A 26,922-nucleotide genomic window follows, 5' to 3' on the forward strand; every position below is an offset into this window, starting at 1 on the left:
TGCTGCCACTCGAGCGCGAATTTCTAGCTCGCCCGGGCCTCGGACGCACCGGCCCGCCGCGGCGACCAGAGCGCGGAACCGATGCTCGCCCCCCGCCTCCGCCGATGCGCTCCGCTGCTCCGCCGACGCGCAGCCGGCTCCACCGGCGCCTCCACCGGCACGTCTGCCGGCTGATCCACCGGCACTTCCACCGGCGCCTCGGCCGATTCCGGCGCACCGGAAGGCGCTTCTTCCCGAGCGTCCACCACAGCGTTGTCCGCGGCCAGCACGACCTCGGCCGTGGGCAGGTCGGCGCTGTCGCGGCGGTCGTCGGCCGTGGCCGGCGCCGCCGGAACGGCGGGTGCCACGGGCATGTCGTGGACGGCGAGCTGCTTGCGGCACTGCAGCGCGGTCGGCCGCGCGGCGGGGTCGAGCGCGGTCATCGCGCGGATCAACCGTCCCAGCGGCACGGGCGTGTGGTCGGGAACCACCGGCTCGCGGTGCAGCCGCGCCATCGCGGCCTCCAGCTGACCGCCGGGGTACTCGCGCTTGCCGGTGAGGCACTCCAGCAGCACCAGTCCGAGCGCGTAAACGTCGCAGGGCGGCCCGACCGGGCCGCCCTGAATCTGCTCCGGCGCCAGGTACGGCGCGGTACCCACCACGACGCCCGACCCGTCGCTCTCTTCCGCTCCGGTGGGATGGGAGATCCCGAAGTCGGCCAGGAACACCCCTCCGTCGTCCCCGCACAGGACGTTCGACGGTTTCACGTCCCGATGCACGATCCCGCGTGCGTGCACGTGGTGCAGAACGTCCGCCAGAACACCACCTACGCGGACGACGTCCCGCGCCGGAAGTGCGCCGGCCGCGATCCGGCGGCTCAGGGTCCGGCCCTCGACGAGCTGGAGCACCAGATATTCGCGGTCGTCGTGCCACCCGGCGTCGTACAGCGCGACCAGTCCGGGATGACTCAGCGTGGCCAGCAGGCGGGCTTCGTCACCGCACCGCCGGTCGGAGTGGGCGCCGGCGCGATGGCGGAACTGCTTCACCGCGACGCAGCGCCCCAGTCTCAGGTCACGGGCTCTGAAGACCTCCGAGGCACCGCCGCCACCGAGGCGATCTTCGATCTCGTAACGGCCGTCGAGAACAAGGGCTGGAGCGGACAAGGAGGTCTCGGTCGCCGTCACAGTCCACCCAGCCCCTCGTCCATCGCCACGGTCCGCCCCTCGGGCGGGTTAGCCCAGGGACGACCGGACGAAACGCCGAATTCGACGCACGCCATGGCCGCCACCCCGTGACTAAAACGCCCAGATGACCCATCGGCGACCATAGCGGTCGCTTGAGACGAAGGTCACGCCAGGGGTGGTCGGGACTCAGCGGAAATGGTCGAAGCCCTGGTCAGAGCTGGGTTGGCCGTCGACATAAACTCCACGGCCGCGCACGACCCGGCCGATCGTGAGCCACGACTCGGGCAATTCGATTCCGGACGGGAACGACGCGATCAACGCGTGATCCTCGCCCCCATCCAGTAGCCAGCGCACCGGGTCGATACCGAGCGCGGTCGCCGCGTCACGCATCTGCGGCGTCACCTCGAGCACGTCGGTGGTGATCTCGATCGAGACCCCGCTGGCGACCGCGATCGCCCGCAGGTCGGCGACGAGCCCGTCGCTGACGTCGCACATCGCGGTGGCGCCGAGATCGGCGGCGGCCGGGCCGGCCGCGTAGGGCACCTGGGGGAACCGGTGCGCGTCGACGAGCGCCCTCGGGGTGCGGAAGCCCCGCGAGAGCACCGCGAGCCCGGCCGCCGACCAGCCGACCCGGCCGGCGATCGCGACGACGTCCCCGGGCTTCGCCCCGCCCCGGGTGACCGGCTCACGGCCGCGCATCGAGCCGAGCGCGGTCACCGCGATCGTGATGCCGTGGTCCGACCGCGCCAGATCCCCGCCGACGACCCCGGCGCCGACCAGGTCGCACTCCTCGCGCAGCCCGTCGTAGAACGCGTCCACCCAGTCGGTGGACGTCTCGCCGGGCAGGACCAGGCCGACGAGCAGCGCGGTACCGATCCCGCCCATCGCCGCGACGTCGGCGAGGTTCTGCGCCGCCGCCTTACGCCCGATGTCGCGGGGACCGGACCAGTCCTGCCGGAAATGCCGGCCCTCGACCAGGACGTCGGTGGTCGCCACGACCCGTCCGCCGCGGACCGCGACCAGCGCCGCGTCGTCGCCGGGACCGACCAGCGTCACCCGGCCCTCCGGCAGCCGGGGAAACACCCGTTCCAGGAGGCCGGCCTCCCCGATGTCCGACACGGTCACGCCGCTCACTCCTCCCCTGCCCCCGCCGTGAGCTGCCGCGGGCTGCGGTAGCGTGCACCCGTCCTACCATCCGTCGTTCCGGTACGGACGGTGTCCAGAGGCCTTACAGGGAGCGTGTCCGTGGTCCAGGCATACATCCTCATCCAGACCGAGGTCGGCAAGGCCCGGGATGTTGCCGCTACGGTCAGCGACCTGCCCGGCGTCGTCCAGGTGGACGCGGTGACCGGTCCGTACGACGTGATCGTGCTGACGCAGGCCGAGACCGTCGACGAGCTCGGTTCGCTGGTCGTCAGCAAAGTGCAGAGCGTCGCCGGTATCACGCGCACGCTGACCTGCTCGGTCGTGCATCTTTGAGCATGGCCACCGCAACGTCCGAGCGTTCCCGCGCCGCGATCACGGCGACGCTCATCGCGCTGCCACTGGCCGTGCTGACCGGTCTGGGCTGGTTCTGGTGGTCCGGCGGATTCGCCGACGAGCCCACGGCGACCGGGCCGGTCACGGTCGATCTGCGCGCCGGGTCGGAGCCGCCGACGGCTACGCCCCGGACCGAGACCGTCTGCCGCGCGCTGCTCGCGAACCTGCCGACCACGCTGGGCAACCACGCCAGCCGCCCGGTGAGCCCGAAAACGGCGTCCGAGCGCGCGGCGGCCTGGGGCGACCCGGCGATCGTGCTGCGCTGCGGCGTCGGCGAGCCCGCGACGACGGTAGGCAGTGCCGGCCAGGTGCTCGCGATCAACGGCGTGTCCTGGCTCGTCACCGAGGGCAACAAGGTGACGTTCCTGCGCGCGCTCGATCTCAGCGTGGCGATCGACGTCCGGCTGCCCGCCCCGTACAACGTCGGGCAGCCCCAGTCGCTGGTCGGCCCGCTCAGCGCTCCGATCACGGAATCAGTACCCGCGGCGAAGTAGTCAGCGCAGACCGGAGCCGCGGGCGACCGCGGTCCGCACCAGGCGCCCGACCAGCTGGTCGAACGGCAGCCCGGTCTCGGCCCACATCCGGGGAAACATCGAGATCGGGGTGAAGCCCGGCATCGTGTTGACCTCGTTGACGACCAGCCCGCCGTCGGGCGTCACGAAGAAGTCGACCCGAGCCAGACCGGCACAGCCGAGGGCCGAAAACGCCCGGCCGGCGGCCTCGCGCAGCGCGACCGTGACCTCCGGCGGCAGACCGGCCGGGATGTCGAACTCGCAGGCGTCGTCGAGGTACTTGGCCTCGAAGTCGTACCAGTCGTGGTCGGGGCTCACGATCCGGATCTCGGCCGGGAGGCTCGCCTCCGGCGGGCCACCGTGCTCGCCCTCGAGCACGCCGCACTCCACCTCGCGGCCGACCACCGCGGCCTCGACCAGCACCTTCGGGTCGACGGCCCGGGCCATCACGAGCGCGGCGCCGAGTTGCGACCAGTCGGTGACGCGGGTGATGCCGATGCTGGACCCGCCGCGGGCCGGCTTCACGAACACCGGCAGCCCGAGGTGGTCTTTCTGCGCATCGGACAGCGTGCCGCCGTCGTGGAGCACCACGTAGTCGCCGACCGCCAGCCCCTCGGCGGCGAGCAGCTTCTTCGTGAACTCCTTGTCCATCGCGGCCGCACTGGCGAAGACCCCGGACCCGACGTAGGGCAGGCCGGCCATCTCGAGCAGGCCCTGGATCGTGCCGTCTTCGCCGTAGGGGCCGTGCAGCACCGGGAACACCACGTCGACGCCGGCCAGCATCTCGCCACCGCGCGCCGGTTCCGCGACGATCAGGCCGCCGCGGGTCGGGTCGCCGGGCAGGATCACCTCGGTGCCGTCCTTGACCCCCGGCAGCTCGCGGCCGGAGGCACGCAGCGCGGCGGGATCGTCGGGCGCCAGCACCCAGCGGCCTTCCGGGGTGATGCCGACCGGGATCACGTCGAACTGGTCCCGGTCGAGGCCGGCCAGCACGGCACCACCGCTGATGCAGGAGATGGCGTGCTCGGTACTGCGTCCGCCGAAGACCACGGCGACGCGGAGCTTGCTCGTCACCCGGCAGACCCTACCGGTAGGAAGCCAGCCGTATTACCCGACAACGGCGCGGTCGAGAGCGGCGGTGAGGTCGGCCACCAGGTCGTCGGTGTCTTCGATTCCACAAGAGATCCGGACGAATCCCTCCGGAACGACGTCGCCACCCCACTGGGCCCGGCGGTCGATGCCGGTCCGGACGTCCCCGAAACTCGTCACCGCCGACGCCAGCCGGGACGCGGCCAGCATCCGCTCGACGAACGCCCCATCGGGCAGTACCGCGGAGAGCACACCGCCGAACCGGCGCATCTGCCGGGACGCGATCGGATAGGCCGGGTCGTCGGGCAGCCCCGGGTACCGGACGCTCGTCACTTCCGCGCGGTGGGTCAGGATCCGCGCCACCGCGAGCGCGTTCTCGGCCTGCCGGGACAGCCGCACGTCGAGCGTCGCGAGCGAACGCAGCGCCAGCCAGGCCTCGAACGGGCCGGGGATCGCGCCGGTCCAGGTGCGCCACTGGCGGACCCGCGTCGCGAGCGCCTCGTCACGGGTGCTGACGTGCCCCATCAGGATGTCTCCGTGGCCGGAGAGCGCCTTGGTGTCGCTGGCCACGACCAGGTCGGCGCCGAGGTCGAGCGGACGCTGGCCGAGCGGCGTCGCGGTGGTGTTGTCGACCGCGACGAGCGCGCCGGCCGCGTGGGCGGCCGCGGCGACCTCACGCAGGTCACAGACCTCCATGCCGGGGTTGCTGGGGGTTTCCAGCAGCACCAGGGCGGCGCCGGTGAGGTCGTACGGGCCGGGCGTCGGAGCCTGCCGCACGTGCACCCCGAACGCCTCCAGCCGGGACGCGGCCAGCGGCCGGGTGGCGTAGTACCCGTCCGACGGGACGACGACCGTGTCGCCCGACTTCAGCAGTCCGAACAGGATCGCCGAGATCGCGGCCATCCCGGTGGCGAACGCGGTGACGTAGACCCCGCCACCCTCCAGCTCACCGAGCGCGCGCTCCAGATCGCGGTACGTGGGGTTGTCGTTGCGCCCGTAGCTGTCGGCCCCGGGTTCGGGTCCGAGGTGGAACACCGACGAGAGCACCGGCCCGGGCCGGTGCGGCTCGCCGAGGACCGCCTCCCGCTCCCCCGCGTGCGACGCGGTCGTGCCGTCGCCCAGGCTCACGATCGGCGCTCCGGCTTCGGCTCGCGGCCCATCAGGTACTTCATCGCGACCGCGGGAGCGATGCCCTTGTGGCACACCTGCACGACCTGTTCGGTGATCGGCATCTCGACGCCGACCCCACCGGCCAGTTCGAGGATCGACAGGCAGGACTTCACGCCCTCGGCGGTCTGCCGGTTGTGCGTGGACGCCTGCTCCAGCGTCTCGCCGCGCCCGAGCCGCTCGCCGAGCGTCCGGTTGCGCGACAGCGGGGAGGTGCAGGTCGCGACCAGGTCACCGAGCCCGGCGAGCCCGGCGAACGTCAACGGGTCGGCCCCCAGCGCGACGCCGAGCCGCGCGGTCTCGGCCAGGCCGCGAGTGATCAGCGACGCCTTCGTGTTGTCGCCGAACCCCATCCCCTCGGCCATGCCGCAGGCCAGCGCGATGACGTTCTTCACCGCGCCGCCGAGCTCGACGCCGACGACGTCGGTGTTCGTGTACGGGCGCAGGTACCAGGTCGTCGACGCCCGCTGCAGCAACTCGGCCCGGGGCGCGTCGCCGCACGCGACGACGGTGGCGGCGGGCTGCTCGGACGCGATCTCCTTGGCCAGGTTCGGCCCGGACACCACCGCGACCCGGCCCGCGGGTACGCCGGTGACCTCCATGATCACCTCGGTCATCCGCTTGTGGGTGCCGAGCTCGACGCCCTTCGCGAGGCTGACCAGCAGGGCGTCGTCACCCAGCGCGCCGGACCAGTGCTCCAGGTTCGCCCGCATCGTCTGCGAGGGCACCGCGAGCACGACCAGGTCGGCACCGGCCAGCGCCTCCTCGTGGTCGGCGGTGGCGGTGAGCCGGTCGGGCAGCCGGACGCCCGGCAGGTAGTCGCCGTTCTCCCGCCGCGCGTTGAGTCCGTCGGCCAGCTCCGCGCGCCGGGCCCAGAGCGTCACCTCGCACCCGGCGTCGGCCAGCACCTTGGCGAAGGCGGTGCCCCAGGATCCGGCACCGAGTACGGCGGCGCGCACCGCTCCGGTGCTCACTGGGCCGAGCCCGTGTTGGCCTCGGGCACGTACAGCGGCCCGGTCGGTGCCGGTACTCCGCGCAGCTCGGCCAGGTCGTCCCGCAACCGCCGCATGATCACGTCGGTGATCTCCTTCAGTACCGCGCCGGTCGGCGGCGCCCCCACGAACGCGGACAGATCGACCGGCGGGCCCGCCGAGACGGTGACCGGGGTGCGCGGCCGGAGCCGGACCTTTCCGGTCCGGTAATCGTGCAGTGCGTGCGCACCCCACTGCGCGATCGGGATCACCGGAGCCCCGGTGTCGAGGAACAACCGGGCCGCGCCGGTCTTGCCCTGCATCGGCCAGAGATCAGGATCGCGGGTGACGGTGCCCTCCGGGTAGATCAGCGGGGCTTCCCCGGCTCGGATGCGAGCGGCGGCGGTCTCGAGCGCTTCGCCGGCGTTGCGGGTGCTGCGGTACACGGGAATCTGGCCGGACGAGCGCAACACGGTCCCGACCAGCGGAATCGTGAACAGGCTCGACTTCACCAGCACCCGCATCTCGCGCGGGCGGTCGTAGAGGAAGTGGGCGATGACCAGCGGGTCGGCCAGCGAGGTGTGGTTCGCCACGAAGATCGCCGGTCCGGTCACCGGGACGTTCTCGTAGCCGCGCCAGGTCCGTTTGGTGAAGACGATCAACAGGGGTCGAAGGACGACCTCCGCGAATCGCAGCCAAAATCCCCGGCGCACCGCAGTGCCGCCTCCTCGCCTTCTGCCGCACCCTGCAGGAATTCTCACCCTACGCCGCAGGAAGGCGTTATTCCGGGTTGGTGTGAGGATGGAGGCGTGACGGGATGGTCGATCGTGACGCCGGTCAAGCCGTTGGGTCTGGCGAAGAGCCGGTTGCGCGCGACGCTCCCGGCCGCCGCCGCGCTGTCCGCGTACTACCTCAGCGGCCCCGATCCCTTCGGCGCGCTGGATGGTGAGCTCGGCCTGCCCGGCGACGGCGACGGTGACTGGCACGCGGCGATGGCGCTCGCGATGGCGCTCGACACGGTCGCCGCTCTGCTCGGCTCGGCCCGCGTCGACCGTGTCGTCGTGGTGACCGAGGATCCGGTGGTGGCCTCCGCGCTCGGCGAGCTCGGCGCGGTCTGCGTCCCGGACCCGCCGTCGCCGGGCGGCGGCACCGCCGGGCTCAACTCCGCGCTGCGGCAGGGCGCCTCGGTGGCGGGCCTGCTGGCCGCGACCGACGGCCGCGGGCGCGCCGGGATCGCGTCCGTCGGTGCTGACCTTCCCGCCCTGAAAAGCTCAGATCTGGACGCCGCCCTGCGCGCGGCCGAGCAGCTGGGCGTCCGGTCGTTCGTCCCGGACGCCGCCGGAACCGGAACGACTCTGCTGGCCGCTCCCCGGGGTCACGCGCTCGAGCCCGCCTACGGGCCGGGGTCGGCGCTGGTACACGCACGGGACGGGGCCGTCGATCTGACGACGGCGCCCGGATACCCCGGGTGGCCGTCGCTGCGGCAGGACGTGGACACCGCGGCCGACCTCAGCGCGGTTCGGACCCTCGGCCTGGGCTCGCGGACCGCGGCGGTGCTGGAAATCGGGGTCTCATCAGTCGGACAGAAGGCACCATCCCCGGCGCGGACTGCACCGATCCACATTTAGAGTGAACACCGTGACGAGTCTCCAGGGCACCGTGCGCCACTTCGCCCCGGACAGCCGGGACGGAAGCGTCCTGCTCGACGACGGCAGCGACGTCGGATTCGACGCGGCGGCGTTCGACGCCGGAGGCCTTCGACTGCTTCGGCCGGGCCAGCGGGTCAGGCTGGAACGGAACGCTACCGGTGACGTCGTCGCCGTAACGATCGTGACGTTCCCCAGCTGAGACGAATTGGGAATTCTGGGCAGGAAGCACCCCACAGCGGGAAGGATGGGACCGTGAGCGCTCCGACCGACAGCTCTGAGACGACCCGGCAGCGAGACGCCAACGGCCGCTTCATCCGCCGCGGGAACCCCTCTTCCCCGAACGGCAGCGCCGCCGACTCCGCCGACTCCGCTGCCAACGGCAGCACGGCCGACTCCTCCGCGAACGGCAGCACGGCCGACGAGCCGGTGCTGGCCGGAGGGCCGACGACGGTCAGCGCGGCGAACGTCTCCACCGCTGCCGCGGTAGCGGGCGACGCGAGCGCGTCCGGGGTCGAGTCGGTGGCCGACAGCGATCCCGCCCAGAAGTGGGACGTCCCCGCCGAAATGTTCCCGGTGCCCTCGGCCCGGGCCCTCACCGAGGAGATCGAGCTGCTCGCCGAGGAAGACCGCGACATCGGCCACGCCGACCAGCCGCTGCCCGAGGGCCGGTTCCTGAACCGCGAGCTGTCCTGGCTCGACTTCAACGCCCGGGTGCTGGCGCTGGCCGAGGATTCGACGGTTCCGCTCCTCGAGCGGGCGAAGTTCCTCGCGATCTTCGCCTCGAACCTCGACGAGTTCTACATGGTCCGGGTGGCCGGCCTGAAGCGCCGCCAGTCCACCGGACTCTCGGTCCGCTCGATCGACGGCCTCTCCGCCGGCGACCAGCTCGCGCTCATCGCCCAGCGCGGTGCCGAGCTCGTCGAGCGGCACGCCCGCTGCTTCTCCGACGAGGTGCAGCCCGCGCTGGAGGCGACCGGGGTCAAGATCCTGCACTGGTCCGACCTGTCCGACGACGAGCAGCACCGCCTGCACCGATTCTTCCGCGAGCTGATCTTCCCGGTGCTCACGCCGCTGGCGGTCGACCCGGCCCACCCGTTCCCGTACATCAGCGGGCTCTCGCTGAACCTCGCCGTGGTCGTCCGCGACCCCGAGGGCGGCCAGACCTCCGAGCGCTTCGCCCGGGTGAAGGTGCCCGACAACGTCCCCCGGTTCGTCGCGGTGCAGGGCGGGTTCCTCCCGGTCGAGGATCTGATCGCGGTCCACCTCTCGCAGCTGTTCCCGGGCATGCAGGTCGTCGAGCACCACCTGTTCCGCGTCACCCGCAACGCCGACCTCGAGGTGGAGGAAGACCGGGACGAAGACCTGCTCCAGGCGCTGGAGCGCGAGCTGGCCCGGCGCCGGTTCGGCCCGGTCGTGCGGCTCGAGGTCGCCGCGAACGTCAGCGAGCACGTGCTCGAGCTACTCGTCCGCGAGCTCGACGTCGCCGAGCAGGACGTGCTGCGGGTACCCGGCCTGCTCGACCTGTCCGGCCTGTTCGCGCTGGCCGGTGTCGACCGGCCGGATCTCAAGTACGAGCCGTTCGTCCCCGCCACCCACCCGCGCTTCGCCGAGGGCGAGACGCCGCGCAGCGTGTTCGCGACGCTGCGCGAGGGCGACGTCCTGGTGCACCACCCGTACCACTCGTTCGCGACCAGCGTGCAGCGCTTCATCGAGCAGGCCGCCGCCGACCCGAACGTGCTGGCGATCAAGCAGACGCTCTACCGGACGTCCGGCGACTCCCCCATCGTCGACGCGCTGATCGACGCGGCCAGCGCGGGCAAGCAGGTCGTCGTCCTGGTCGAGATCAAGGCCCGGTTCGACGAGCAGGCCAACATCTCCTGGGCCAAGGCGCTGGAGCGGGCCGGCTGCCACGTCGTCTACGGCCTGGTCGGGCTGAAGACGCACTGCAAGACGTCGCTGGTGGTCCGCAACGAGAACGGGCGCATCCGCCGGTACGCGCACATCGGTACCGGCAACTACAACCCGAAGACCGCCCGCCTGTACGAAGACCTCGGTCTGTTCACCGCCGACCCGGAGGTCGGCCGTGACCTCACCGACCTGTTCAACGTCCTCACCGGCTACTCGCGGCAGACCGACTACCGGACGCTGATGGTCGCGCCGTACGGCGTCCGCCGGGGCATCGTCGAGCGCCTCGATCGGGAGATCGAGCACGTGGCGGCCGGCCGGCCCGGCCTGGTGCAGCTGAAGGCGAACTCGATCGTCGACGAGGGCATCATCGATGCCCTGTACCGGGCGTCGCGGGCCGGAGTCCGGGTCGACCTGGTCATCCGGGGCATCTGCGCGCTGCGTCCGGGGGTGCCGGGCCTGAGCGAGAACATCCGGGTCCGGTCGATCCTCGGGCGGTTCCTCGAGCACTCGCGGGTCATCCGGTTCGGCAACGGGGCCCCGGGCACGGAGTCCGAGGAGTTCTGGATCGGCTCGGCCGACATGATGCACCGCAACCTCGACCGGCGCGTCGAGGCGATGGTGCGGGTCTCCGACGACCAGGCCCGCCGCACGCTCCGGGCGTCGCTCGACACCTCGCTGGCCGCCTCGGCCGCGGGCTTCGAGCTCGGCCCCGACGGCGCGTGGACGCGGCGCCAGGGCACACCCGACCGCCCCCTCCGTGACGTTCAAGAGACACTGCTGACCCGCATCATCGGCTAGCCGCACGCCCGGAGCACGGGCGCGCTCAGCCACGGTGCCGACTCAACCGAACTAGGACTGAAGGACGGACTCTCCTTGCGCGAAGAAGAGCTGAAGTTCGGAGTCCACGGTCGTTTCGTCCTTCCGGACCTGACGGCGGCCTTCGGCACCGGACACCGGGTGGAGCCCCAGGGCCGCCAGATCCTGACCGCCGTGTACTACGACACCGCCGACCTCCGCCTGGCGCGACTCGGAATCACGCTCCGGCACCGCACCGGCGAAGGCGGGCCGCCGTGGCATCTCAAGCTGCCCAAGGGAGCGACGGCGGCCGGTGCGACCGTGCGCGAGGAGATCGCGGTCGACGGACCTGCCGAGACCCCGCCGCTCGCGCTGACCGGCCTGGTCACCGCCTGGATCCGCACCGAGCCGCTGGTCGCGGTGGCCACGCTGCGCACCGATCGCGACCGGTACCTGATCACCGACAAGAAGGGCACGCTGGCCGAACTCGTCGACGACACCGTCGACGTGTCCGATGGCCGCGGCCTGCTCGCCGACTCCTCCGGCGTCCGGACGACGTTCCGTGAGCTGGAGGTCGAGCGGAAGTCCGAACGTAAAGCCGCCGACTCCGTGCTGGCCATCGCGGCCGAGGTGCTGACCGCGGCCGGTGCCGCCGGCGGGGCGACCACGCCGAAGCTGGTACGGGCGCTGGGCACCCGGGCCACCGCACCGCCCGACCTCCCGGTCGCCGGTGAGCTGACCGACCGCTCGACCGCCGCCGACGCGATCGCGTTCGTGATGCGGCGGTCCGCCCGCCGGCTGCTCGACTACGACGTCCGCGTGCGCCGCAACGAGAAGGACGCGGTGCACCAGGCTCGCGTCGCGTGCCGGCGGATGCGCAGTGACCTCCGGACGTTCCGGCCGCTGGTGAACCCGGACTGGGCGGCGCCGCTCGACGCCGAACTGAAGTGGCTGGCCGCGGCCCTGGGCGGCCCCCGGGACGCCGAAGTGTTGCGCGCCCGGCTACGGTCGACCGCTGACACCGACCCACTGGCACCCGTGGACGCCGCGGCCATCGAACGGATCGACGCGATCCTCGAGAGCCGGCAGCGTCGGGCGCTGGAGAATCTGGACGCCGCTTTGAGTTCGGACCGCTATCCGGCCCTGCTTGACCTGTTGATCGACACCGTGCGCACGCCGGAGACCGTGGAGCTCGCCGACCAGCGAGCGGTGTGGGTGCTGCCGTCGATGGTCGAGGTGGTGTGGGACAAGCTCGCCTCCAAGGCGGGCAAGCTGACGATCGACGACCCCGACGAGACCTGGCACGACGCGCGCATCCGGGCCAAGCGGGCCCGGTACGCCTCCGAGGCCGTGGCGCCGGCGGTCGGCGCGCCCGCGACCCGGCTGGCCAAGGCGTGCGCCGAGGTCCAGGAGGTGCTGGGCGAGCACCAGGACGCCGCGATCGCCGCCGACGAGTGGCGAGACATCGCGCTGGCCCACCCGGACGACGCCGACGTGGTGCTCACCTGCGGGCGGTTGATCGAGCGGGAGCGGGCCGCGGTGCGGGAGTCGCGCGTTCTCTTCCCACCGGTCTGGGAGCAGACCGATCGGCCGAAACTGACGTCCTGGCTGCGTTGATGAGTTCTTCCGCCGGCTCCGAGCTCGTCCGCGCCGCGGGCGGACTCGTCTGGCGGGAAACTCCCGAGGGGCGCGAGATCGTGGTCGTGCACCGGCCCCGGTACGACGACTGGTCGCTGCCGAAGGGAAAGCTCGACGGCAACGAGCACGTGCTGGCCGCCGCCTGCCGCGAGGTGATCGAGGAGACCGGCCTGCAGCCGGTCGTCGGCCCGCGGCTGCCCTCGACGACGTACCTGGTGACTCCGCGCGGGCAGCACCGGGCCGATTCCGGTCTGGTGCCGAAGATCGTCGACTACTGGGCCATGCGGGCCGCGGGTGGTGAGTTCGCCCGTAACGAGGAGGTCGACGGCCTGGCCTGGATGACTCCCGAGGAGGCGACCGGCCGCGTCACGCACGAGCACGACGCCGGCGTGGTGCGCGCGTTCGCCGCACTGCCCGTGATCACCGCGTCCGTGCTGCTGGTGCGGCATGCGAAGGCCGGCGACAAGCGGACCTGGACCGGCGACGACGCCGACCGGCCGCTGGAGCCGAGCGGCCAGGCGCAGGCGGTGTGGCTGGGTGAGCTGCTGCCGTGGTTCCGGCCCGAGCGCGTGCACTCGGCCGACAAGGTCCGGTGCCGGCAGACCGTCGAGCCGCTCGCCGCCGTGCTCGGGCGTGACGTCGTCACCGACCCGGTCTTCGACGAGGAGACGTTCTGGGACGACTCGGCGCTGGTCGTCGGGCGGATCCGCGAACTCGCCCGCGAAGGCGGCGTGACCGTCGTGTGCAGCCAGGGCGGCCTGATCCCGGGCGTGGTGGCCGAACTGGCGGAAGCCGACGACGCCGCCGTCGACACGAATCCGGCCGCCCGTCGCGCCGGTGCTCTCCGCAGCCGCAAAGGCAGCGTCTGGGCCCTGCACTTCGCCGGTGAGCGCCTGATCCAGGCCGATTACCTGGCCAGCATCCGCCCGGAGACCCCCGTCTAGACGACGAACCGGGGCCCGTGGACCCCGGTTCGTCGTCGGTCCCGCTCGCACGACCGGAGACGTCGCTTCCCCGCGACGTCTCATGGTCCTGCGGCCGGGCGTCCCGGTCGAATACCGCGAATTACTTCTTCTTCTTGCCGGCCGGCTTCGCCTTCTTGGCGGACGCCTTCGGAGCAGCGGCCTTGGCGGTCGCCGTCTTCGCGGGCGCCGCGGCGGCGCTGGCCTTGGACGCCTTGGCCGGAGCGGCCTTGGTCGTCGACTTCGCGGCCTTGGTGGCGGTCGCCTTCGCGGTGGTCGCCTTGGTGGCCGTGTTCTTGGCCGGCATGGCCTTCGTGGCCTTGGCGGCAGCCGTCTTGCTTGCCGTCGCCTTCGCCGCGGTCGCCTTCGTGGCGGTCGCCTTCGTCGCGGTGGCCTTCGTCGCGGTCGACTTGGCGGCGGTCGACTTGGCCGTCGCCTTCGTCGCGGTCGCCTTGGCCGCGGTTGACTTGGCCGCGGTCGCCTTGGCCGCCGCGCCGCGCGTGGGGGTGGCCTTGGCGGCCGTGCTGCGAGCCGTCGTCGTGCGGGCGGTCGTGCCACGCGTCGCCGTCGGGCGGGCCGGAGCCTTGGAGGCGGTCGTCTTCGCCGCGGCCGTCCCGGCCGACTTCGCCGCGGTAGCCCGGGTGGTCTTGGCCGGAGCCGCCTTGCCGGCGGTCGCGGTGGCCTTGGTCGCGCGGGTCGGCGTGCCGTTGACCGAGCGGGTGGCCGTCGTGCGGGTCGACGCCGGACGGGCCGCGCCGTTGCGGGCGGCGGTGCTGCGGGTCGCGGTCGCGCGGGCGGTCGTGCCGGTGCTGCGCGTCGCGGCGGCGACCGGAGCCGAGGTCGACGCCGAGACGGCGATCGGCGCGGACGGTGCCTTCGCCATCTTCTTGGTGCCGGTCACGATGTCCTTGAAGCCCTGCCCGGCCTTGAACGCCGGGGTGAAAGTCTTCTTGACCTTCACGGTCTCACCAGTGCGGGGGTTGCGCGCGGTCCGCGCGTTCCGCACCCGCTTCTCGAAAGTGCCGAAGCCGGTGATCGCCACTCGGTCCCCCCGGGCCACGGCCCGCTGGATCTCTTCGATCACGCCGTCGAGGGCCGCGGTCGCGGATCGACGGTCGCCGAGGCGCTGTACGAGCGTCTCGATCAGTTCGGTCTTGTTCACTAGTTCCCCCTCGAAGTGCGCATCCTAGGACGAATGCGCGCAGGCCGGACGCCTCGGCGCGAACGTTAGGCCCGCTTTCGAGAACACACAATGACCATTGGGGAACGAATTTCCTTGTGTCGTAACGGTTTCGGGCGTTGAAGGCCCGATTTGAGCGTGAGAAGGCCTCTGCGCCGCCGAAAAAAGAAGCGACCGGAATCCGTTGCGAGCAACGGATTCCGGTCGCTTCAGTGTGTCGGAAAGCCTTACTTCGCCGACGTCAGCGTGCGCGGCAACCAGCCCGGACGCTTCTCTTCGAAGGCGTCGACAGCGGCTGCGTGCCGCAGGGTGAGGCCGATGTCGTCGAGTCCTTCGAGCAACCGCCAACGGCTGTAGTCGTCGAACTCGAATTCCTCCACGCGGTCACCGACTCGCACCTGCTTGGCGTGCAGATCGACGGTGACCGGAGTGCGCGGATCGGCCTCGATCGCCTTCCAGAGCCACTCGACGGCGTCTTCCGGGAGAACGACCGTCAACAGCCCCGCTTTGAGCGAGTTCCCGCGGAAGATATCCGCGAACCGGGGCGAGATCACGACCTTGAAGCCGTAGTCCATCAACGCCCAGACCGCGTGTTCGCGCGATGATCCGGTACCGAACTCCGGGCCCGCCACCAGCACGGTCGCGTCCGCGTATTGGGGCTGATTGAGCACGAACTCGGGGTCGGCCCGCCACGCCGAGAACAATCCGTCCTCGAATCCGGTGCGGGTGACCCGCTTCAGATAGACGGCCGGGATGATCTGATCCGTGTCGACGTTGGACCGGCGCAGCGGGACCGCGGTGCCGGTGTGCGAGGTGAATTTCTCCATCGGGCTCAGCTCCTCGGGGCGGTGGCCGTGGCGGCGGGCGGCAGGTCGGCCGGGGCGCTCAGATGCCCGGTGATCGCGGTCGCGGCGGCCACCAGCGGCGACACCAGGTGCGTCCGGCCGCCCTTGCCCTGGCGTCCCTCGAAGTTGCGGTTGGAGGTCGAGGCGGAGCGCTCACCGGGGGCGAGCGTGTCGGGGTTCATGCCCAGGCACATCGAGCAACCCGCCTGCCGCCACTCCGCGCCGGCCTCGCTGAAGACCTTGTCCAGGCCTTCGGCCTCGGCCTGCTGCTTGACCTGCATCGAGCCCGGAACGACGAGCATCCGGACGCCGTTGGCGACGCGCCGCCCGTCGAGCACCGCCGCCGCGGCCCGCAGGTCTTCGATCCGGCCGTTCGTGCAGGAACCGAGAAAGACGGTGTCGACCGTGATCTCGCGCAGCGGAGTACCCGCCGTCAGCCCCATGTACTCCAGCGCCCGCTCGGCCGCGGTACGGGCCTGCGGATCGGTGAACGCGGCCGGGTCGGGAACGCTCTCGCCCAGCGGGAGTCCCTGAGCCGGGTTCGTGCCCCAGGTGACGAACGGGGTGAGCGCGCTCGCGTCGATGTCGACCTCGACGTCGAACGTGGCACCGTCTTCGGTGGGCAGCGACTTCCAGTACTCGACCGCGGTGTCCCAGTCCGCGCCCTGCGGGGCATGCGGACGGCCCTTCAGGTACGCGAACGTGGTCTCGTCGGGCGCGATCATGCCCGCGCGGGCGCCGGCCTCGATCGACATGTTGCAGATCGTCATCCGGCCCTCCATGGAGAGCTCCCGGATGGCTTCGCCCCGGTACTCCAGGACGTAGCCCTGACCGCCGCCGGTGCCGATCTGGGCGATCACCGCCAGGATGATGTCTTTCGGCGTGACGCCCTCTCGGAGGCTGCCCCGGACGTTGATCGCCATCGTCTTGAACGGCTTCAGCGGCAGCGTCTGGGTCGCCAGCACGTGCTCGACCTCGCTGGTGCCGATGCCGAACGCCAGTGCACCGAACGCGCCGTGCGTCGAGGTGTGGCTGTCGCCGCAGACCACGGTCATGCCCGGCTGGGTGAGGCCCAGCTGCGGGCCGATGACGTGCACGATGCCCTGGTCGGCGTCGCCCATCGGGTGCAGGCGGACGCCGAACTCGGCGCAGTTCTTCCGCAGCGTCTCGACCTGGGTGCGGCTGACCGGGTCGGCGATCGGCTTGTCGATGTCGACCGTCGGGACGTTGTGGTCCTCGGTCGCGATCGTGAGGTCCGGACGGCGGACCGGCCGGCCGGCGAGGCGAAGACCCTCGAACGCCTGCGGGCTGGTCACCTCGTGGACGAGGTGCAGGTCGATGTAGAGCAGATCCGGTTCGCCCGGCTGTGAACGCACTACGTGTGCGTCCCAGACTTTCTCCGCAAGCGTTCGGCCCATGTCAGGCTCCCAACCTCATGACTTCCTGCGATGTGGGATGGTAGTTTCGTCTTGTGGGACAGACTATCAGCGGTGTCGGGGTACTCGACAAGGCCGTGGCAATCCTCGAGGCCACGGTCGACGGCGCCAGCCTGGCCGAGCTCGTCGAGCGGTCCGGCCTGCCCCGCGCTACCGCACACCGGCTCGCCCAGGCACTCGAGGCGCATCGGCTGCTCGTCCGCGACGAGGCCGGGCGCTGGCGTCCCGGGCCGCGGCTGGCCGAACTCGCGAACGCGGCGCCCGACGCGCTGCTGACGGCGGCGGCGCCGGTGCTGGCCCAGTTGCGCGACGCGACCGGCGAGAGTGCGCAACTCTATCTGCGCCGGGCCGACGAGCGGATCTGCGTCGCGGCGGCGGAACGGTCCAGCGGACTGCGCGACACGGTGCCGGTGGGCACCGGGCTGCCGATCACCGCCGGGTCCGGTGCGCAGGTGCTCCTCGCCTGGGAGCCGCCGGAGTCGGTGCTTCCGTTGCTGCCCCGCTGCCGGTTTTCCGGGCGGACGCTGGCCGAGGTCCGGCGCCGCGGCTGGGCGTCGAGCGTCGCCGAACGCGAGCCCGGCGTCGCGTCGGTCTCAGCCCCGGTACGCGACCGCCAGGGGCGCGTGATCGCTGCGATCTCGATCTCGGGCCCGATAGAACGCCTGGGGCGCCGCCCGGGCGAACGCCACGCCGTGCAAGTGATCCGAGCCGGGCAGCGCCTCTCCGGCCTCTAGCTGCACGCCGGTGGGAGCTTTTGCCCCCACGACGAAGGCCCCGGGCGAGCCCGGGGCCTTCGTGTGCGCGGGCGTCAGTTCGTGCGGCGACGCCGGCGGGCGGCGACGACCAGGCCGGTGCCGGCCAGCACGGTGGCGCCGCCGAGCGCACCCAGGGCCGCACCGTCCTTGCGGCCGGTGACCGGGAGCTGCGGCTGGTTCTCGCCACCGGTGGGGCCGGCGGGCGGCGTGCTCGCGGGCACGGCCGGCTGCGACCCGGACTCCTCACCCGGCGTCGGCGACGGGCTCTCCGGCGTCACCGGCTGCGTTCCGGTCTCCTCCGGCGGTGTGGTCTCGGGTACCTCCGGAGGCGTGGACGCCTGCGGCTGCACCGGGTTCGCCCCGGACTCCTCGCCCGGCGTCGACGGCACCTCGGGGCCGGTCGACGAACCCGGCTGCACCGGGTTGGCCCCGGACTCCTCGGCCGGCGGGCTCGCCTCGTTCGGCGTGGCCGCCAGCGGGGCGCCCGGCCGTCCCACGAGCGCAGCGTTCTCGGCCTTACCCGCCGACACCGCGCACTCGGCGGCGAGCGGCTTGGCACCGGAGGCCGTATCAGCGGCGGAGCACTGGTCCGCGTTCGCGGTAGGCCCTCCCGCCAGTACGAAAACGACGACCCCCGCTCCCACGGTCGCAGCGCCTGCGTATGCGAGACGTCGGAACCTGGGCTTCATATCAACACCTACCTGTCCACAATCGGGCCGGCCGGACGGCCTTGCTCAAACCTGCACATGGTCCTGTCATGCCCATTTAACAGGATGAATCGGACACGGGTGATGTTCGAGGGCCCCGAGGGTCAGGAATCTCCACCTGGGGCGAACCAACCTTTATCGGCACGGCGTGTCACGAATCGACACGCAGGGGTTTCACCGTCGGGGGGCGTATTCCACGATCGGCGGGGGTCGGGTCGCGTTCCAGCCGCACCAGCCGCAGCAGCCGAGGAGCGAGAGCAGCACGAGCGCGTAGATCACCAACTCGAACCGGAACTCCGACGATCGACGCATGCCGATTGGAGGCGCCGGCGGATCGATCGGTTCCGCCGGAGGAGCCCCGCGAACGGCGGCTCGCCCCGCGAGGGTGCCACCCGAGGACGCTCAGGCCCGAGAACGCCGTGCCGCCTGAGGACGCTCAGCCAGCAGAGGACGGTCAGCCCGCCAAGGTCGCTGTACTGGCGCAGGCCGAACTCGCGCACCCCGGACTGCCCGCGCACGCCGGTCTCCGCACGGCGGGCCGCGCGCACCGGGCCTGCACGGCGGAACGCGCGGGGCGGAACGCGGATGGTCGGCGAGGGGCTGGGGGCGATCGCCATCACCCCGATGGGTCATCGCCGACGAGGCGATCGTGGAGCACCCAACGCGCGCCAACGGGTGGTGGCAGGCTGCTGACGGGCGCCCTCCCCCAGTTGGTGACAGTGCCGCGACCGCGCAGCGCGGAGCCGAGCAGACAATCGAGTCCCAGGCCGATAGGTGCTGGCCGCGCCGCCGCTCGACCGCGCTGCGGCGCCACGGGCACGACGAAGATCCGCGCCCGGATCACCGCCACCACGACCGCATCCGCGGCGAGAGTGCGACCGCGCCGCGACGACCCGCACGCGGCGCTCGGAGCCTCAGCCGCGCGACCGCATCCTCGGCGAGAGCACGGCCGAGCACGCCGGGACCGCATCCTCGATGAGAGCACGGCCGAGCACGCCGGGACCTCAACCGTTCGCACCTGGCCGGCGACCACCTCACCGGGCAGCCCCACCCGCGCACAGCACCCCGACGGTCCCGACGAACCCCAGCTCCACAAGACGGAATGACAAAGGGCAGGCCTGCTACCGGCTAACCGGCGCTGACCTGCCCTTTCGCACTACGTAGCCCCGACCGGATTCGAACCGGCGCTACCGCCTTGAGAGGGCGGCGTCCTAGGCCGCTAGACGACGGGGCCCTAGGACAACGTCCGGGACGAACCGGACGCTGCTGAGCTGGGGTACCAGGACTCGAACCTAGACTAACGGAACCAGAAACCGTCGGGCTGCCAATTACCCCATACCCCAATGGCGCTGCTCACGTCTGCTTGGCTGTCATCCGCTCGCAACGTCGGTAACTCTAGCCGAGAGGGTGGGCCGGTCCCAAATCGGGCCCGGCCCGTCCCCGGGCGGCTGCCCGGGGACGGGCCGGCTCTCAGGTGACGACGAGTTCGCGCGCGGCACGGAGGCGGGCGAGCGACCGCTCCTGTCCGAGCAACTCCATCGACTCGTACAGCGGCGGCGACACCGTGCGGCCGGTGATCGCGGCCCGGACCGGCGCGAACGCCTTCCTCGGCTTCAGCCCCAGACCGTCAACCAGAGCGCCTTTCAGGGCACCCTCGATGTCTGCCGCGCCCCACGAACCCAACCCGGAAAGGGCCTCGATCGTGGCGTCCAGAACCGGGGCGGCGTCGGCCCCGAGGACCTTCGCCTGCACGTCGGCGTCCGGAGTGATGTCTTTCACGAACAGGAACCCGAGCATGCCGGGAGCCTGGCCGAGGACCGGCATCCGCTCCTGCACCAGCGGCGCAGCCGCGGTGAGCAGCGCACGCTCGTCGGAGGTCGGCTCCGGGGCGATCAGCCCGGCACCGGCGAGGTACGGCACCAGACGGTCGGCGAAGTCGTCGGGCGCGAGCAGCCGCAGGTGCGCGGCGTTGATCGCCTCGCACTTCTTCGCGTCGAAACGGGCCGGGTTCGGGCTGACCCGCCGGACGTCGAACGCCTCGGCCATCTCGCGCAGCGTGAAGATGTCGCGGTCTTCGGCGATCGCCCAGCCGAGCAGCGCGAGGTAGTTGAGCAGGCCCTCGGGCAGGTATCCGGCGTCCCGGTAGTGCAGCAGGTTCGCCTGCGGATCCCGCTTGGAGAGCTTCTTGTTGCCCTCCCCCATGACGTACGGCAGGTGACCGAACTCGGGCACCCGCTCGGCCACTCCGACGTCGATCAGCGCGCGGTGCAGCGCGATCTGGCGCGGCGTGCTCGGCAGCAGGTCTTCGCCCCGGAGCACGTGGCTGATCCGCATCATCGCGTCGTCGACCGGGTTGACCAGCGGGTACAGCGGGTCGCCGTTGCCGCGCACGACGACGTAGTCGGGCACGGTGCCGGGCGCGAACACGACGTCGCCGCGGACCAGGTCGGTCCAGCCGATCGAGTCGTCGGGCATCCGGAACCTCAGCACCGGCACGCGGCCGGCCGCCCGCAACTCGTCCTTCGACGCGTCGGTCATCGTGCGGTCGTAGTTGTCGTAACCGAGCTTCGGATCACGGCCGGCCGCGCGGTGCCGGGCCTCGATCTCCTCGCCGGACGAGAACGACTCGTAGAGGTAGCCGGCGGCCTGCAGCTTCGCGACCACGTCGAGGTGGATCGAGCGACGTTCGGACTGGCGGTACGGACCGTAGTCGCCGCCGGCCTCCGGGCCCTCGTCCCAGTCCAGGCCGAGCCAGCGCAGCGAGTCCAGCAGCTGCTGGTAGGACTCCTGCGAGTCGCGAGCGGCGTCGGTGTCTTCGATCCGGAAGACGAACGTCCCGCCGTGGTGCCGGGCGTAGGCCCAGTTGAACAGGCAGGTCCGGATCAGCCCGACGTGCGGGTTGCCGGTGGGCGAGGGGCAGAACCGCACCCGTACGGACGGATCGCGGTGCTCGGTGGACACTGTTCGGGCCTCTCAGGCGCGGTTGGCGACGGGGTTGGTGAGGGTGCCCAGGCCCTCGATGCGGACGCTGACCGACTCGCCGGCCACGATCGGGCCGACGCCGGCCGGGGTACCGGTGAGGATCACGTCGCCGGGCAGGAGCGTCATCACGTGCGAGACGTAGGAGACCAGCGTCGGCACGTCGAAGATCATGTCCTTGGTGCGGCCGTCCTGCCTGACGTCCGTGCCCACCAGCGCCTGGACACCGACGTCGGCCCAGTTCAGGTCGGTCTCGATCCACGGGCCGAGCGGGCAGAACGAGTCGTAGCCCTTGGCCCGGGTGAACTGGACGTCGGACCGCTGCTGGTCACGGGCGGTGACGTCGTTGGCGCAGGTGAAGCCGAACACCGACTTCATCGCGTCCTCGCGGGAGACCTGGCGGGCACCGCGGCCGCCGATCACGACGGCCAGCTCGGCCTCGTGCTCGACCTGCTTGGAGTCGATCGGCAGCCGGATCGGGGCGCCCGGGCCGATGATCGACGTCGGAGGCTTCAGGAACAGCAGCGGCGAGGACGGCACCTCGTTGCCGAGCTCACTGGCGTGCGCGGCGTAGTTGCGCCCGATGCCGACCACCTTGCTGGGCAGGATCGGGGGCAGGAGTTCGACGTCGGCCAGCGTCCAGCGCTCGCCGGTGTAGCGGATGCCGCTGAACGGCACGCCTTCGAGCTCGGCGATCGTCAGCACTTCCGGATCGTCTGTTCCGGCCGGCCCCTCTACGGCGCCGAATGCCCGGCCGCCGGGGTGAGCGAAGAGCGCGATGCGCACGGTTGAACTCCTCGGGTCGTCGTTGCCGCAACCCTAACCCCGGGTAGCCCTCCCGATTTCCGGACCTGCAGCGGCCCCGACCCACCGCCTGGGTCGGGGCCGGGCACGCGCTACGGCCGGGCACCGGGCCGCAGCAACGATCGCGACCGGCCCGGGGGGTATGGCGGCACAACCCCGGGCCGGCGCGGGCTCTATCGCGCTTCGTACGACGCGTAGGCGAAGTCGGCAGGCAGGCCGCCGCCGGTCAGGTCCTGTGCCCACAGAACGAAGAAAGCACCGGTGAAGCCCTGCACCTTCTCGGTCGAGTCGACGACTTCCAACGCGTATTCGTCCGAAAGCACGCTCGCGTCGTGCGTCTCCGGCCACCAGCGCAGCTCGCCGCCGTCGATCGCGTAGCCGAACCGCAGCGAGGTGCCGTCCAGCTCGGCCCGGAGCGTGACCCCGGCGGCGGGATCGGAGACCGGCACCGGGTTCGACGCCTGCAACAGACGCCCCCGGTTGGACGCCAGCACGTCGACCACCGTCCCCAGCCCCTCGTGGCTGGTCAGCCGGGCGTACACCCAGTTGAGCGTGTTGTAGTACGCCGCGAGGCCGGACATCTGGTTGTAGGTGGTCGGTGCCGAGCTGACCTTGGTCTCGAACGCGCAGGACGCGTGCTGGACCCGGCGTCCGACCAGGCTCGAACCGCGCAGCGACACCGGCGACTCGCCGCCGACCAGTTGGAGGCGGCCGTCGGACAGGCGCAGCCAGTCGTCCGACGGCGGACGCCGGAGCGTGCTCCATTGCGGGCCGAGCACCGTTCCGTCGAACTCGTCGCACTCGGGTTCGGCCGGCCACGGGTGCGGCTCGAGCCGGGGCGCGACCACCTCGTCGAGCGGCAGGCCGCCGGGCACCCGCGGCCAGCCGTCCGGACTCCACTCGACGCGCTGCAGCGCGGTCTCGCGTCCGAGGATGCATCGGCCGCGCTCGGTGAGGGGACGGCCGACGAGGTGGGCCAGGTACCACTCGCCTTCGGCGGTCGCGACGAGCGAGCCGTGACCGGCGCGCTGCAGGGTGAGCGTCGGGTCGGGCCAGGAGCTGAGCATCGCGCCCTCGGGGTCGGCCTCGTAGGGACCGTCGATCGTCCGGGAGCGGGCCACCGTGACCTGGTGCTTCCAGAACGTGCCGCCCTCGGCCGTCACCAGGTAGTACCAGCCGTCGTGCCGGTAGAGGTGCGGGGCCTCCACGTACCCGGCGCCGGTACCGGTGAACACGTTCACCGGCTCACCCAGCAGCTTCGCGGCCGCACGGTCGTACTCCTGCAGCGCGATACCGGCGAACGGTTCGCGGCCCGATCGGTGGTCGGCGATCATGCTCAGCATCCAGCTGCGGCCGTCGTCGTCGTGGAACATCGACGCGTCGAAGCCGAGCGAGTGCAGCCGCACCGGCTTCGACCACGGGCCGGTGATGTCCTTCGCCGTGACGAGATAGTTCGGCGTGTCCCAGAAGCCGCCGCCGTACGTCCCGACGTTCGAGTAGACGAGGTGGAACAGCCCGTCCACGTACGACAAGCAGGGCGCCCAGACCCCTCCCGAGTCTCGGACGCCCCGCAGTTCGAGGAGATCTTCACTGGTCAGCGCACCGCCCAGCGACCGCCAGTGCACGAGGTCGCGCGAGTGGTGCAGCGTCACGCCTGGGAACCACTCGAACGTCGACGTCGCCAGGTAGAAGTCCTCGCCGACGCGCAGGATCGACGGGTCCGGGTAAAAGCCGGTGAGGACCGGATTCGTGATGACGGTCGGTGGGGCAGCGACTTCGGTAACCATGGAGATCCTTACTTGCCGAAACCAGCGGCCAGGCCGCTGAGTAGCTGACGTCGGCCGAACAGGTAAAGGGCGAGCACCGGCAGCGCCGAGAGCACGACGGCGGCGAGCAGGCCCGGGACGTCGGTGCCGTACTGACTCTGGAAGTTCCAGAGCCCGAGCGGCAGCACCCGCTGGTTCTCGCTCTGCGTGAGCACCAGCGGGAACAGGAAGCCGTTCCAGGCGTTCAGGCCGCTGAAGATGCCGACGCTGGCCAGCGCCGGACGCGACAGTGGCAGGACGAGCCGCCGGAACAGCACGGCCGGGCCGGCGCCGTCGACGGTCATCGCCTCGTACAACTCGGCCGGCACGTCCCGCAGCGCGCTGGTGAGGACTAGCACCGCCATCGGCAGCGAGAACGCCGCGGTCGGCAGGACGATCGCGGTGAGGCTGTCGTAGAGGTGCAGCCGGGTGATGATCAGGAAGATCGGGATGATCACCGCCTGCGCCGGGATCGCGAGCCCGCCCAGGAACAGGTTGAACGCCATCCGCACCGACCGGCTGCGGCCGCGGACGATCCCGTAGGACGCCGGCAGCGCGAGCCCGAGCGTGACGACGACCGTGGCGACGGCCGCGATCACGCTGTTGGTGAGGAACGTCCCGAAGCCGAGGTCGAGCACGTTGGCGTAGTTGTGCAACGTGAACTTCGTCGGCACATCGAGCGGTCCGTCGGCCACGTAGGCGTCCTGGGTGCGGAGGCTCGTCATCACGATGAAGTAGATCGGCACCGCGACGATCAGGAACCAGACGCACGCCGCCACCCCGCCGGGGATGTTCGCCCGCAGCCGCCGCCGCTGTCGTTTCGGCGGCACCTCCGAGGCTCGGGTCCGCGGTCGAGACATCAGTGAGGTGCTCACAGGCCCTCCCGGTCGCTCGTCATCCGGTGGTATCCGGTCGCCCGCACGACGACGATCGACAGGACCGTGCCGATGATCACCAGCAGTACGGCGAGCACGCTGGCATAACCCATGTCGAAGGCGATGAAGCCGTCCTTGTACATCTCCAGGGGCAGCACCTGGGTGGCCGACCCGGGGCCGCCGTTCGTCAGCAGCAGCACCGACTCGAAGTAGGTCACCGAACCCACCAGCATCATCACCGAGGAGGCCACGATCGTGTTCCGCAGCTGCGGCAACGTGATCGAGAAGAACTGCCGGACGCGGTCGGCGCCGTCCAACTGGGCGGCCTCGTAGAGCTGGGTGGGGATCTGCCGGGTCGCGGCTTGGTACAGCAGGGTGTGGAACGGCACGAACTGCCAGGCCAGGACGAAGATGACGGTCGGTAGCGCCCGGCCGTCGTCGCCCAGGAAGTTGCCGTCCGGGACGCCGAGGAACTTGCCCCAGGTGGCCGCCAGACCGAAGTTCGGGTCGAGCAGGCAGACGAACACCAGCGCGATCGCCGCCGTGGAGAGCAGCAGCGGCAGGAAGAACACGGTGGAGAGAAAGGCCCGGAACCGCTGCTGACCGGCTGACCAGACGCCGATCAACAGCGCCAGCGGCGTCTGGACGAGCCAGGTACCGACCGTGAGAAGAGCAGTCGTCCGCAGCGACGGGAGGAACTCGTTGTCGTCGAGAAGCGCTGACCAGTTCGCGCTCCCGACCCACTGCGGGGTGCCGAGCCCGTTCCACTTCGTCCCGCTCAGATAGATGACCACGGCGATCGGCACGACGCCGAACAGTGCGAAGAAGACCGCCGCGGGGGCGGCCCAGACGAATCCGGGCCGCTCCTTTGCTGCGACAGTGCTCACTTCAGGTTGGCCATCTCATCAACGAAGGCCTGCGGGGTGATTTTCTGCAGGAACAGCTTCTGCAGGTCGGCCAGCAGCACCTTGGCGATGTCCGGCGGGAGCGCCTGGTCCCAAGACTGCGAGAACGCCGGCGCGGTCGAGACCATCTTGAACACGTCGGTGTTGAACTCGGCGTTCGGCTTGCCGGCCAGCTTGGCCTCGGCGCCCTTGATCGCCGGCACCGCGCCGCTCGCGATCAGGTCGTCGATGTATCCGTCGGACGAGACGGTCTTGAGCAGGTAGTCGATCGCCGCGTCCTTGTTCTTGGAATTGCCGTTGACCGAGAAGTAGTTGCTCGGGTTGCCGACCAGGTTGCCGGGCTGACCCTTACCTCCGGGCATCGACGGGAAAGCGAACCAACCCAGGTCCTTCGGGGCGAACTTCGGGTTGTTCTTGAGCTGCGTCGGGTACTCCCAGGTCCCCATCAGGAACATCGCCGACTTGCCGGTCGCGAGCAGCTTCCCGGCCCCGGCGTTGTCGTAGTTGATCGACGCGAAGTTCGTGCCGAACGCCCCCTTCTTGGCGAGGTCCTGGCACGCCTGCAGCGCCTGGACGACGGCCGGGTCCTTCCACGCCGCGGGGTCCTTGAGGATCGCCGGGAACTTGTCCGGGCCACCGATGCGGTCGAGGAAGTACTCGGCGTACATCAGCTCGGTCCAGCCCTGCGAGCCGGGCAGCGCGATCGGCGTGACCTTCTTCGACTTGAACAGGTCGACGAGCTTGAGGAACTCGTCGTAGGTCGTCGGCGGCTGCGCGCCGGCCGCGGCGAACACGGCCTTGTTGTAGAAGAAGACCACCGGCTGGGTACCGGTCATCGGGAGGCCGTACTGCTTCCCGTCGATCTTCGCGGTCTCGAGCACACTCGGCAGGAACGCGCTCAGGACGTCGGGCTTCTTCGCCAGCGCGTCGTCGAGCGGGGCGACCTGGCCGGCGTCGACGAACTGCTTGAGGTTTCCGCCGCCCCAGTTGTAGAAGACGTCCGGCGCGTTGGGCGAGCCCATCGCGACCTGGATCTTCTGCTTGTACGCGTCGTTGATGTAGGTGCTGAGCGACGCTTTGTTGTCGCCGTCCTTGTTGTAGCGGGTGATCGATGCCTTGACGACCGGCGTCAAACCGGCGTCCTGCAGGGACCAGACATGTAGTTCGCCGGACTTGGATGTTCCCGGTCCGGAGCTGCCACAAGCAGCGGTTAATGCGAGTGCGATGCCAGTGACTGC

General features: G+C 71.1%; 25 protein-coding genes and 2 tRNA genes. 8 read left to right on the forward strand and 19 right to left on the reverse strand.

What is annotated here, in order from left to right; all coding sequences use genetic code 11:
* Positions 1-23: 23 nt before the first annotated feature.
* The gene (locus ACIBZJ_RS26315) at positions 24-1,163 is read right to left on the reverse strand and encodes a serine/threonine-protein kinase (RefSeq protein ID WP_395933989.1); all 1,140 of its coding nucleotides are present in this window, start codon (positions 1,161-1,163) and stop codon (positions 24-26) included.
* Positions 1,164-1,349: 186 nt separating this feature from the next.
* Positions 1,350-2,288 carry a thiamine-phosphate kinase gene (locus ACIBZJ_RS26320; RefSeq protein ID WP_395933991.1) on the reverse strand — a complete coding sequence of 313 codons (939 nt, stop codon included), beginning with the start codon at positions 2,286-2,288 and terminating at the stop codon, positions 1,350-1,352.
* 120 nt (positions 2,289-2,408) lie between these two features.
* On the opposite strand from ACIBZJ_RS26320, the gene ACIBZJ_RS26325 reads away from it, so the two are divergent.
* Together ACIBZJ_RS26325 and ACIBZJ_RS26330 are read left to right on the forward strand one after the other, a co-directional pair.
* Complete coding sequence (locus ACIBZJ_RS26325; protein WP_395933993.1) at positions 2,409-2,642, forward strand: Lrp/AsnC family transcriptional regulator; 234 nt, start codon at positions 2,409-2,411, stop codon at positions 2,640-2,642.
* Positions 2,643-2,644: 2 nt separating this feature from the next.
* On the forward strand, positions 2,645-3,196 hold the full coding sequence (locus ACIBZJ_RS26330) for a DUF3515 family protein (RefSeq protein WP_395933995.1): 552 nt from the start codon (positions 2,645-2,647) through the stop codon (positions 3,194-3,196).
* Here ACIBZJ_RS26330 and ACIBZJ_RS26335 read toward each other — a convergent pair whose 3' ends face one another.
* The 4 genes from ACIBZJ_RS26335 to ACIBZJ_RS26350 are packed head-to-tail and all read right to left on the reverse strand — an operon-like array spanning position 3,197 to position 7,154.
* Complete coding sequence (locus ACIBZJ_RS26335; protein ID WP_395933997.1) at positions 3,197-4,288, reverse strand: D-alanine--D-alanine ligase family protein; 1,092 nt, start codon at positions 4,286-4,288, stop codon at positions 3,197-3,199. It lies immediately after the preceding gene.
* A gap of 33 nt (positions 4,289-4,321) precedes the next feature.
* On the reverse strand, positions 4,322-5,431 hold the full coding sequence (locus ACIBZJ_RS26340; protein ID WP_395933999.1) for a cystathionine gamma-lyase: 1,110 nt from the start codon (positions 5,429-5,431) through the stop codon (positions 4,322-4,324).
* Positions 5,428-6,444 carry an NAD(P)H-dependent glycerol-3-phosphate dehydrogenase gene (locus ACIBZJ_RS26345; RefSeq protein ID WP_395934001.1) on the reverse strand — a complete coding sequence of 339 codons (1,017 nt, stop codon included), beginning with the start codon at positions 6,442-6,444 and terminating at the stop codon, positions 5,428-5,430. The genes ACIBZJ_RS26340 and ACIBZJ_RS26345 overlap by 4 nt, the downstream gene beginning before the upstream one ends.
* Positions 6,441-7,154, reverse strand: coding sequence for a lysophospholipid acyltransferase family protein (locus ACIBZJ_RS26350; protein WP_395934003.1), 714 nt, complete (start codon positions 7,152-7,154; stop codon positions 6,441-6,443). The genes ACIBZJ_RS26345 and ACIBZJ_RS26350 overlap by 4 nt, the downstream gene beginning before the upstream one ends.
* A 96-nt stretch (positions 7,155-7,250) precedes the next feature.
* On the opposite strand from ACIBZJ_RS26350, the gene cofC reads away from it, so the two are divergent.
* From cofC to ACIBZJ_RS26375, 5 genes are all read left to right on the forward strand, one after another.
* Entirely contained in the window at positions 7,251-8,069 is an 819-nt protein-coding gene (gene cofC, locus ACIBZJ_RS26355) for a 2-phospho-L-lactate guanylyltransferase (protein ID WP_395934005.1), read from the forward strand.
* Positions 8,070-8,079: 10 nt separating this feature from the next.
* Positions 8,080-8,289, forward strand: a complete 210-nt coding sequence (locus ACIBZJ_RS26360; RefSeq protein WP_395934007.1) for a cold-shock protein — start codon at positions 8,080-8,082, stop codon at positions 8,287-8,289.
* A gap of 365 nt (positions 8,290-8,654) precedes the next feature.
* Entirely contained in the window at positions 8,655-10,796 is a 2,142-nt protein-coding gene (locus tag ACIBZJ_RS26365) for an RNA degradosome polyphosphate kinase (protein ID WP_395934116.1), read from the forward strand.
* 75 nt (positions 10,797-10,871) lie between these two features.
* On the forward strand, positions 10,872-12,410 hold the full coding sequence (locus tag ACIBZJ_RS26370) for a CHAD domain-containing protein (protein WP_395934009.1): 1,539 nt from the start codon (positions 10,872-10,874) through the stop codon (positions 12,408-12,410).
* Complete coding sequence (locus tag ACIBZJ_RS26375) at positions 12,410-13,375, forward strand: NUDIX domain-containing protein (RefSeq protein ID WP_395934011.1); 966 nt, start codon at positions 12,410-12,412, stop codon at positions 13,373-13,375. The genes ACIBZJ_RS26370 and ACIBZJ_RS26375 overlap by 1 nt, the downstream gene beginning before the upstream one ends.
* 121 nt (positions 13,376-13,496) lie before the next feature.
* Here the strand turns inward: ACIBZJ_RS26375 and ACIBZJ_RS26380 are convergent, their stop codons facing one another.
* From ACIBZJ_RS26380 to leuC, 3 genes are all read right to left on the reverse strand, one after another.
* Positions 13,497-14,555 (reverse strand): HU family DNA-binding protein, encoded by a 1,059-nt coding sequence (locus ACIBZJ_RS26380; protein ID WP_395934013.1) that lies wholly within the window; start codon positions 14,553-14,555, stop codon positions 13,497-13,499.
* Positions 14,556-14,800: 245 nt separating this feature from the next.
* On the reverse strand, positions 14,801-15,400 hold the full coding sequence (leuD, locus tag ACIBZJ_RS26385; protein WP_395934015.1) for a 3-isopropylmalate dehydratase small subunit: 600 nt from the start codon (positions 15,398-15,400) through the stop codon (positions 14,801-14,803).
* Between the two features lie 5 nt (positions 15,401-15,405).
* A complete protein-coding gene (gene leuC / locus ACIBZJ_RS26390; protein WP_395934017.1) occupies positions 15,406-16,836 on the reverse strand; it encodes a 3-isopropylmalate dehydratase large subunit in 1,431 nt (476 codons plus the stop codon).
* 65 nt (positions 16,837-16,901) lie between these two features.
* Here leuC and ACIBZJ_RS26395 point away from each other — a divergent pair, with 65 nt between their 5' ends.
* Positions 16,902-17,588 (forward strand): IclR family transcriptional regulator, encoded by a 687-nt coding sequence (locus ACIBZJ_RS26395; protein WP_395934118.1) that lies wholly within the window; start codon positions 16,902-16,904, stop codon positions 17,586-17,588.
* Between the two features lie 74 nt (positions 17,589-17,662).
* Here the strand turns inward: ACIBZJ_RS26395 and ACIBZJ_RS26400 are convergent, their stop codons facing one another.
* The 10 genes from ACIBZJ_RS26400 to ACIBZJ_RS26445 all read right to left on the reverse strand — a co-directional run bounded on the left by ACIBZJ_RS26400 (position 17,663) and on the right by ACIBZJ_RS26445 (position 26,817).
* Positions 17,663-18,253 (reverse strand): LPXTG cell wall anchor domain-containing protein, encoded by a 591-nt coding sequence (locus ACIBZJ_RS26400; RefSeq protein ID WP_395934019.1) that lies wholly within the window; start codon positions 18,251-18,253, stop codon positions 17,663-17,665.
* A 237-nt stretch (positions 18,254-18,490) separates the two neighbouring features.
* The gene (locus ACIBZJ_RS26405; protein WP_395934021.1) at positions 18,491-18,628 is read right to left on the reverse strand and encodes a hypothetical protein; all 138 of its coding nucleotides are present in this window, start codon (positions 18,626-18,628) and stop codon (positions 18,491-18,493) included.
* An 849-nt stretch (positions 18,629-19,477) separates the two neighbouring features.
* Positions 19,478-19,550, reverse strand: a tRNA-Glu gene (locus ACIBZJ_RS26410).
* A gap of 37 nt (positions 19,551-19,587) precedes the next feature.
* Positions 19,588-19,659: transfer RNA gene (locus ACIBZJ_RS26415), tRNA-Gln, on the reverse strand.
* A gap of 127 nt (positions 19,660-19,786) precedes the next feature.
* Positions 19,787-21,277 (reverse strand): glutamate--tRNA ligase, encoded by a 1,491-nt coding sequence (gene gltX / locus ACIBZJ_RS26420; protein WP_395934023.1) that lies wholly within the window; start codon positions 21,275-21,277, stop codon positions 19,787-19,789.
* A gap of 12 nt (positions 21,278-21,289) precedes the next feature.
* The gene (locus ACIBZJ_RS26425; protein ID WP_395934025.1) at positions 21,290-22,081 is read right to left on the reverse strand and encodes a fumarylacetoacetate hydrolase family protein; all 792 of its coding nucleotides are present in this window, start codon (positions 22,079-22,081) and stop codon (positions 21,290-21,292) included.
* A 191-nt stretch (positions 22,082-22,272) separates the two neighbouring features.
* Positions 22,273-23,886, reverse strand: a complete 1,614-nt coding sequence (locus ACIBZJ_RS26430) for a glycoside hydrolase family 43 protein (RefSeq protein WP_395934027.1) — start codon at positions 23,884-23,886, stop codon at positions 22,273-22,275.
* 8 nt (positions 23,887-23,894) lie between these two features.
* A complete protein-coding gene (locus tag ACIBZJ_RS26435) occupies positions 23,895-24,764 on the reverse strand; it encodes a carbohydrate ABC transporter permease (RefSeq protein ID WP_395934029.1) in 870 nt (289 codons plus the stop codon).
* 11 nt (positions 24,765-24,775) lie between these two features.
* Complete coding sequence (locus ACIBZJ_RS26440; protein ID WP_395934031.1) at positions 24,776-25,666, reverse strand: carbohydrate ABC transporter permease; 891 nt, start codon at positions 25,664-25,666, stop codon at positions 24,776-24,778.
* Positions 25,663-26,817 (reverse strand): extracellular solute-binding protein, encoded by a 1,155-nt coding sequence (locus tag ACIBZJ_RS26445; RefSeq protein ID WP_395934033.1) that lies wholly within the window; start codon positions 26,815-26,817, stop codon positions 25,663-25,665. Before ACIBZJ_RS26445 ends, ACIBZJ_RS26440 begins: the two co-directional genes overlap by 4 nt.
* Positions 26,818-26,922: the final 105 nt, after the last annotated feature.

It is taken from the genome of Cryptosporangium sp. NPDC051539 (assembly GCF_044454545.1).
Taxonomy (GTDB): Bacteria; Actinomycetota; Actinomycetes; order Mycobacteriales; family Cryptosporangiaceae; genus Cryptosporangium.

Excerpts from the sequence above, each read along its gene's own strand:
- ACIBZJ_RS26330 (WP_395933995.1), top strand. The coding sequence starts at position 2,645 with ATGGCCACCGCAACGTCCGAGCGTTCCCGCGCCGCGATCACGGCGACG.
- ACIBZJ_RS26365 (WP_395934116.1), top strand. The coding sequence starts at position 8,655 with ATGTTCCCGGTGCCCTCGGCCCGGGCCCTCACCGAGGAGATCGAGCTG.
- ACIBZJ_RS26375 (WP_395934011.1), top strand. The coding sequence starts at position 12,410 with ATGAGTTCTTCCGCCGGCTCCGAGCTCGTCCGCGCCGCGGGCGGACTC.
- leuD (WP_395934015.1), bottom strand. The coding sequence starts at position 15,400 with ATGGAGAAATTCACCTCGCACACCGGCACCGCGGTCCCGCTGCGCCGG.
- leuC (WP_395934017.1), bottom strand. The coding sequence starts at position 16,836 with ATGGGCCGAACGCTTGCGGAGAAAGTCTGGGACGCACACGTAGTGCGT.
- ACIBZJ_RS26405 (WP_395934021.1), bottom strand. The coding sequence starts at position 18,628 with ATGCGTCGATCGTCGGAGTTCCGGTTCGAGTTGGTGATCTACGCGCTC.
- ACIBZJ_RS26430 (WP_395934027.1), bottom strand. The coding sequence starts at position 23,886 with ATGGTTACCGAAGTCGCTGCCCCACCGACCGTCATCACGAATCCGGTC.
- ACIBZJ_RS26435 (WP_395934029.1), bottom strand. The coding sequence starts at position 24,764 with ATGTCTCGACCGCGGACCCGAGCCTCGGAGGTGCCGCCGAAACGACAG.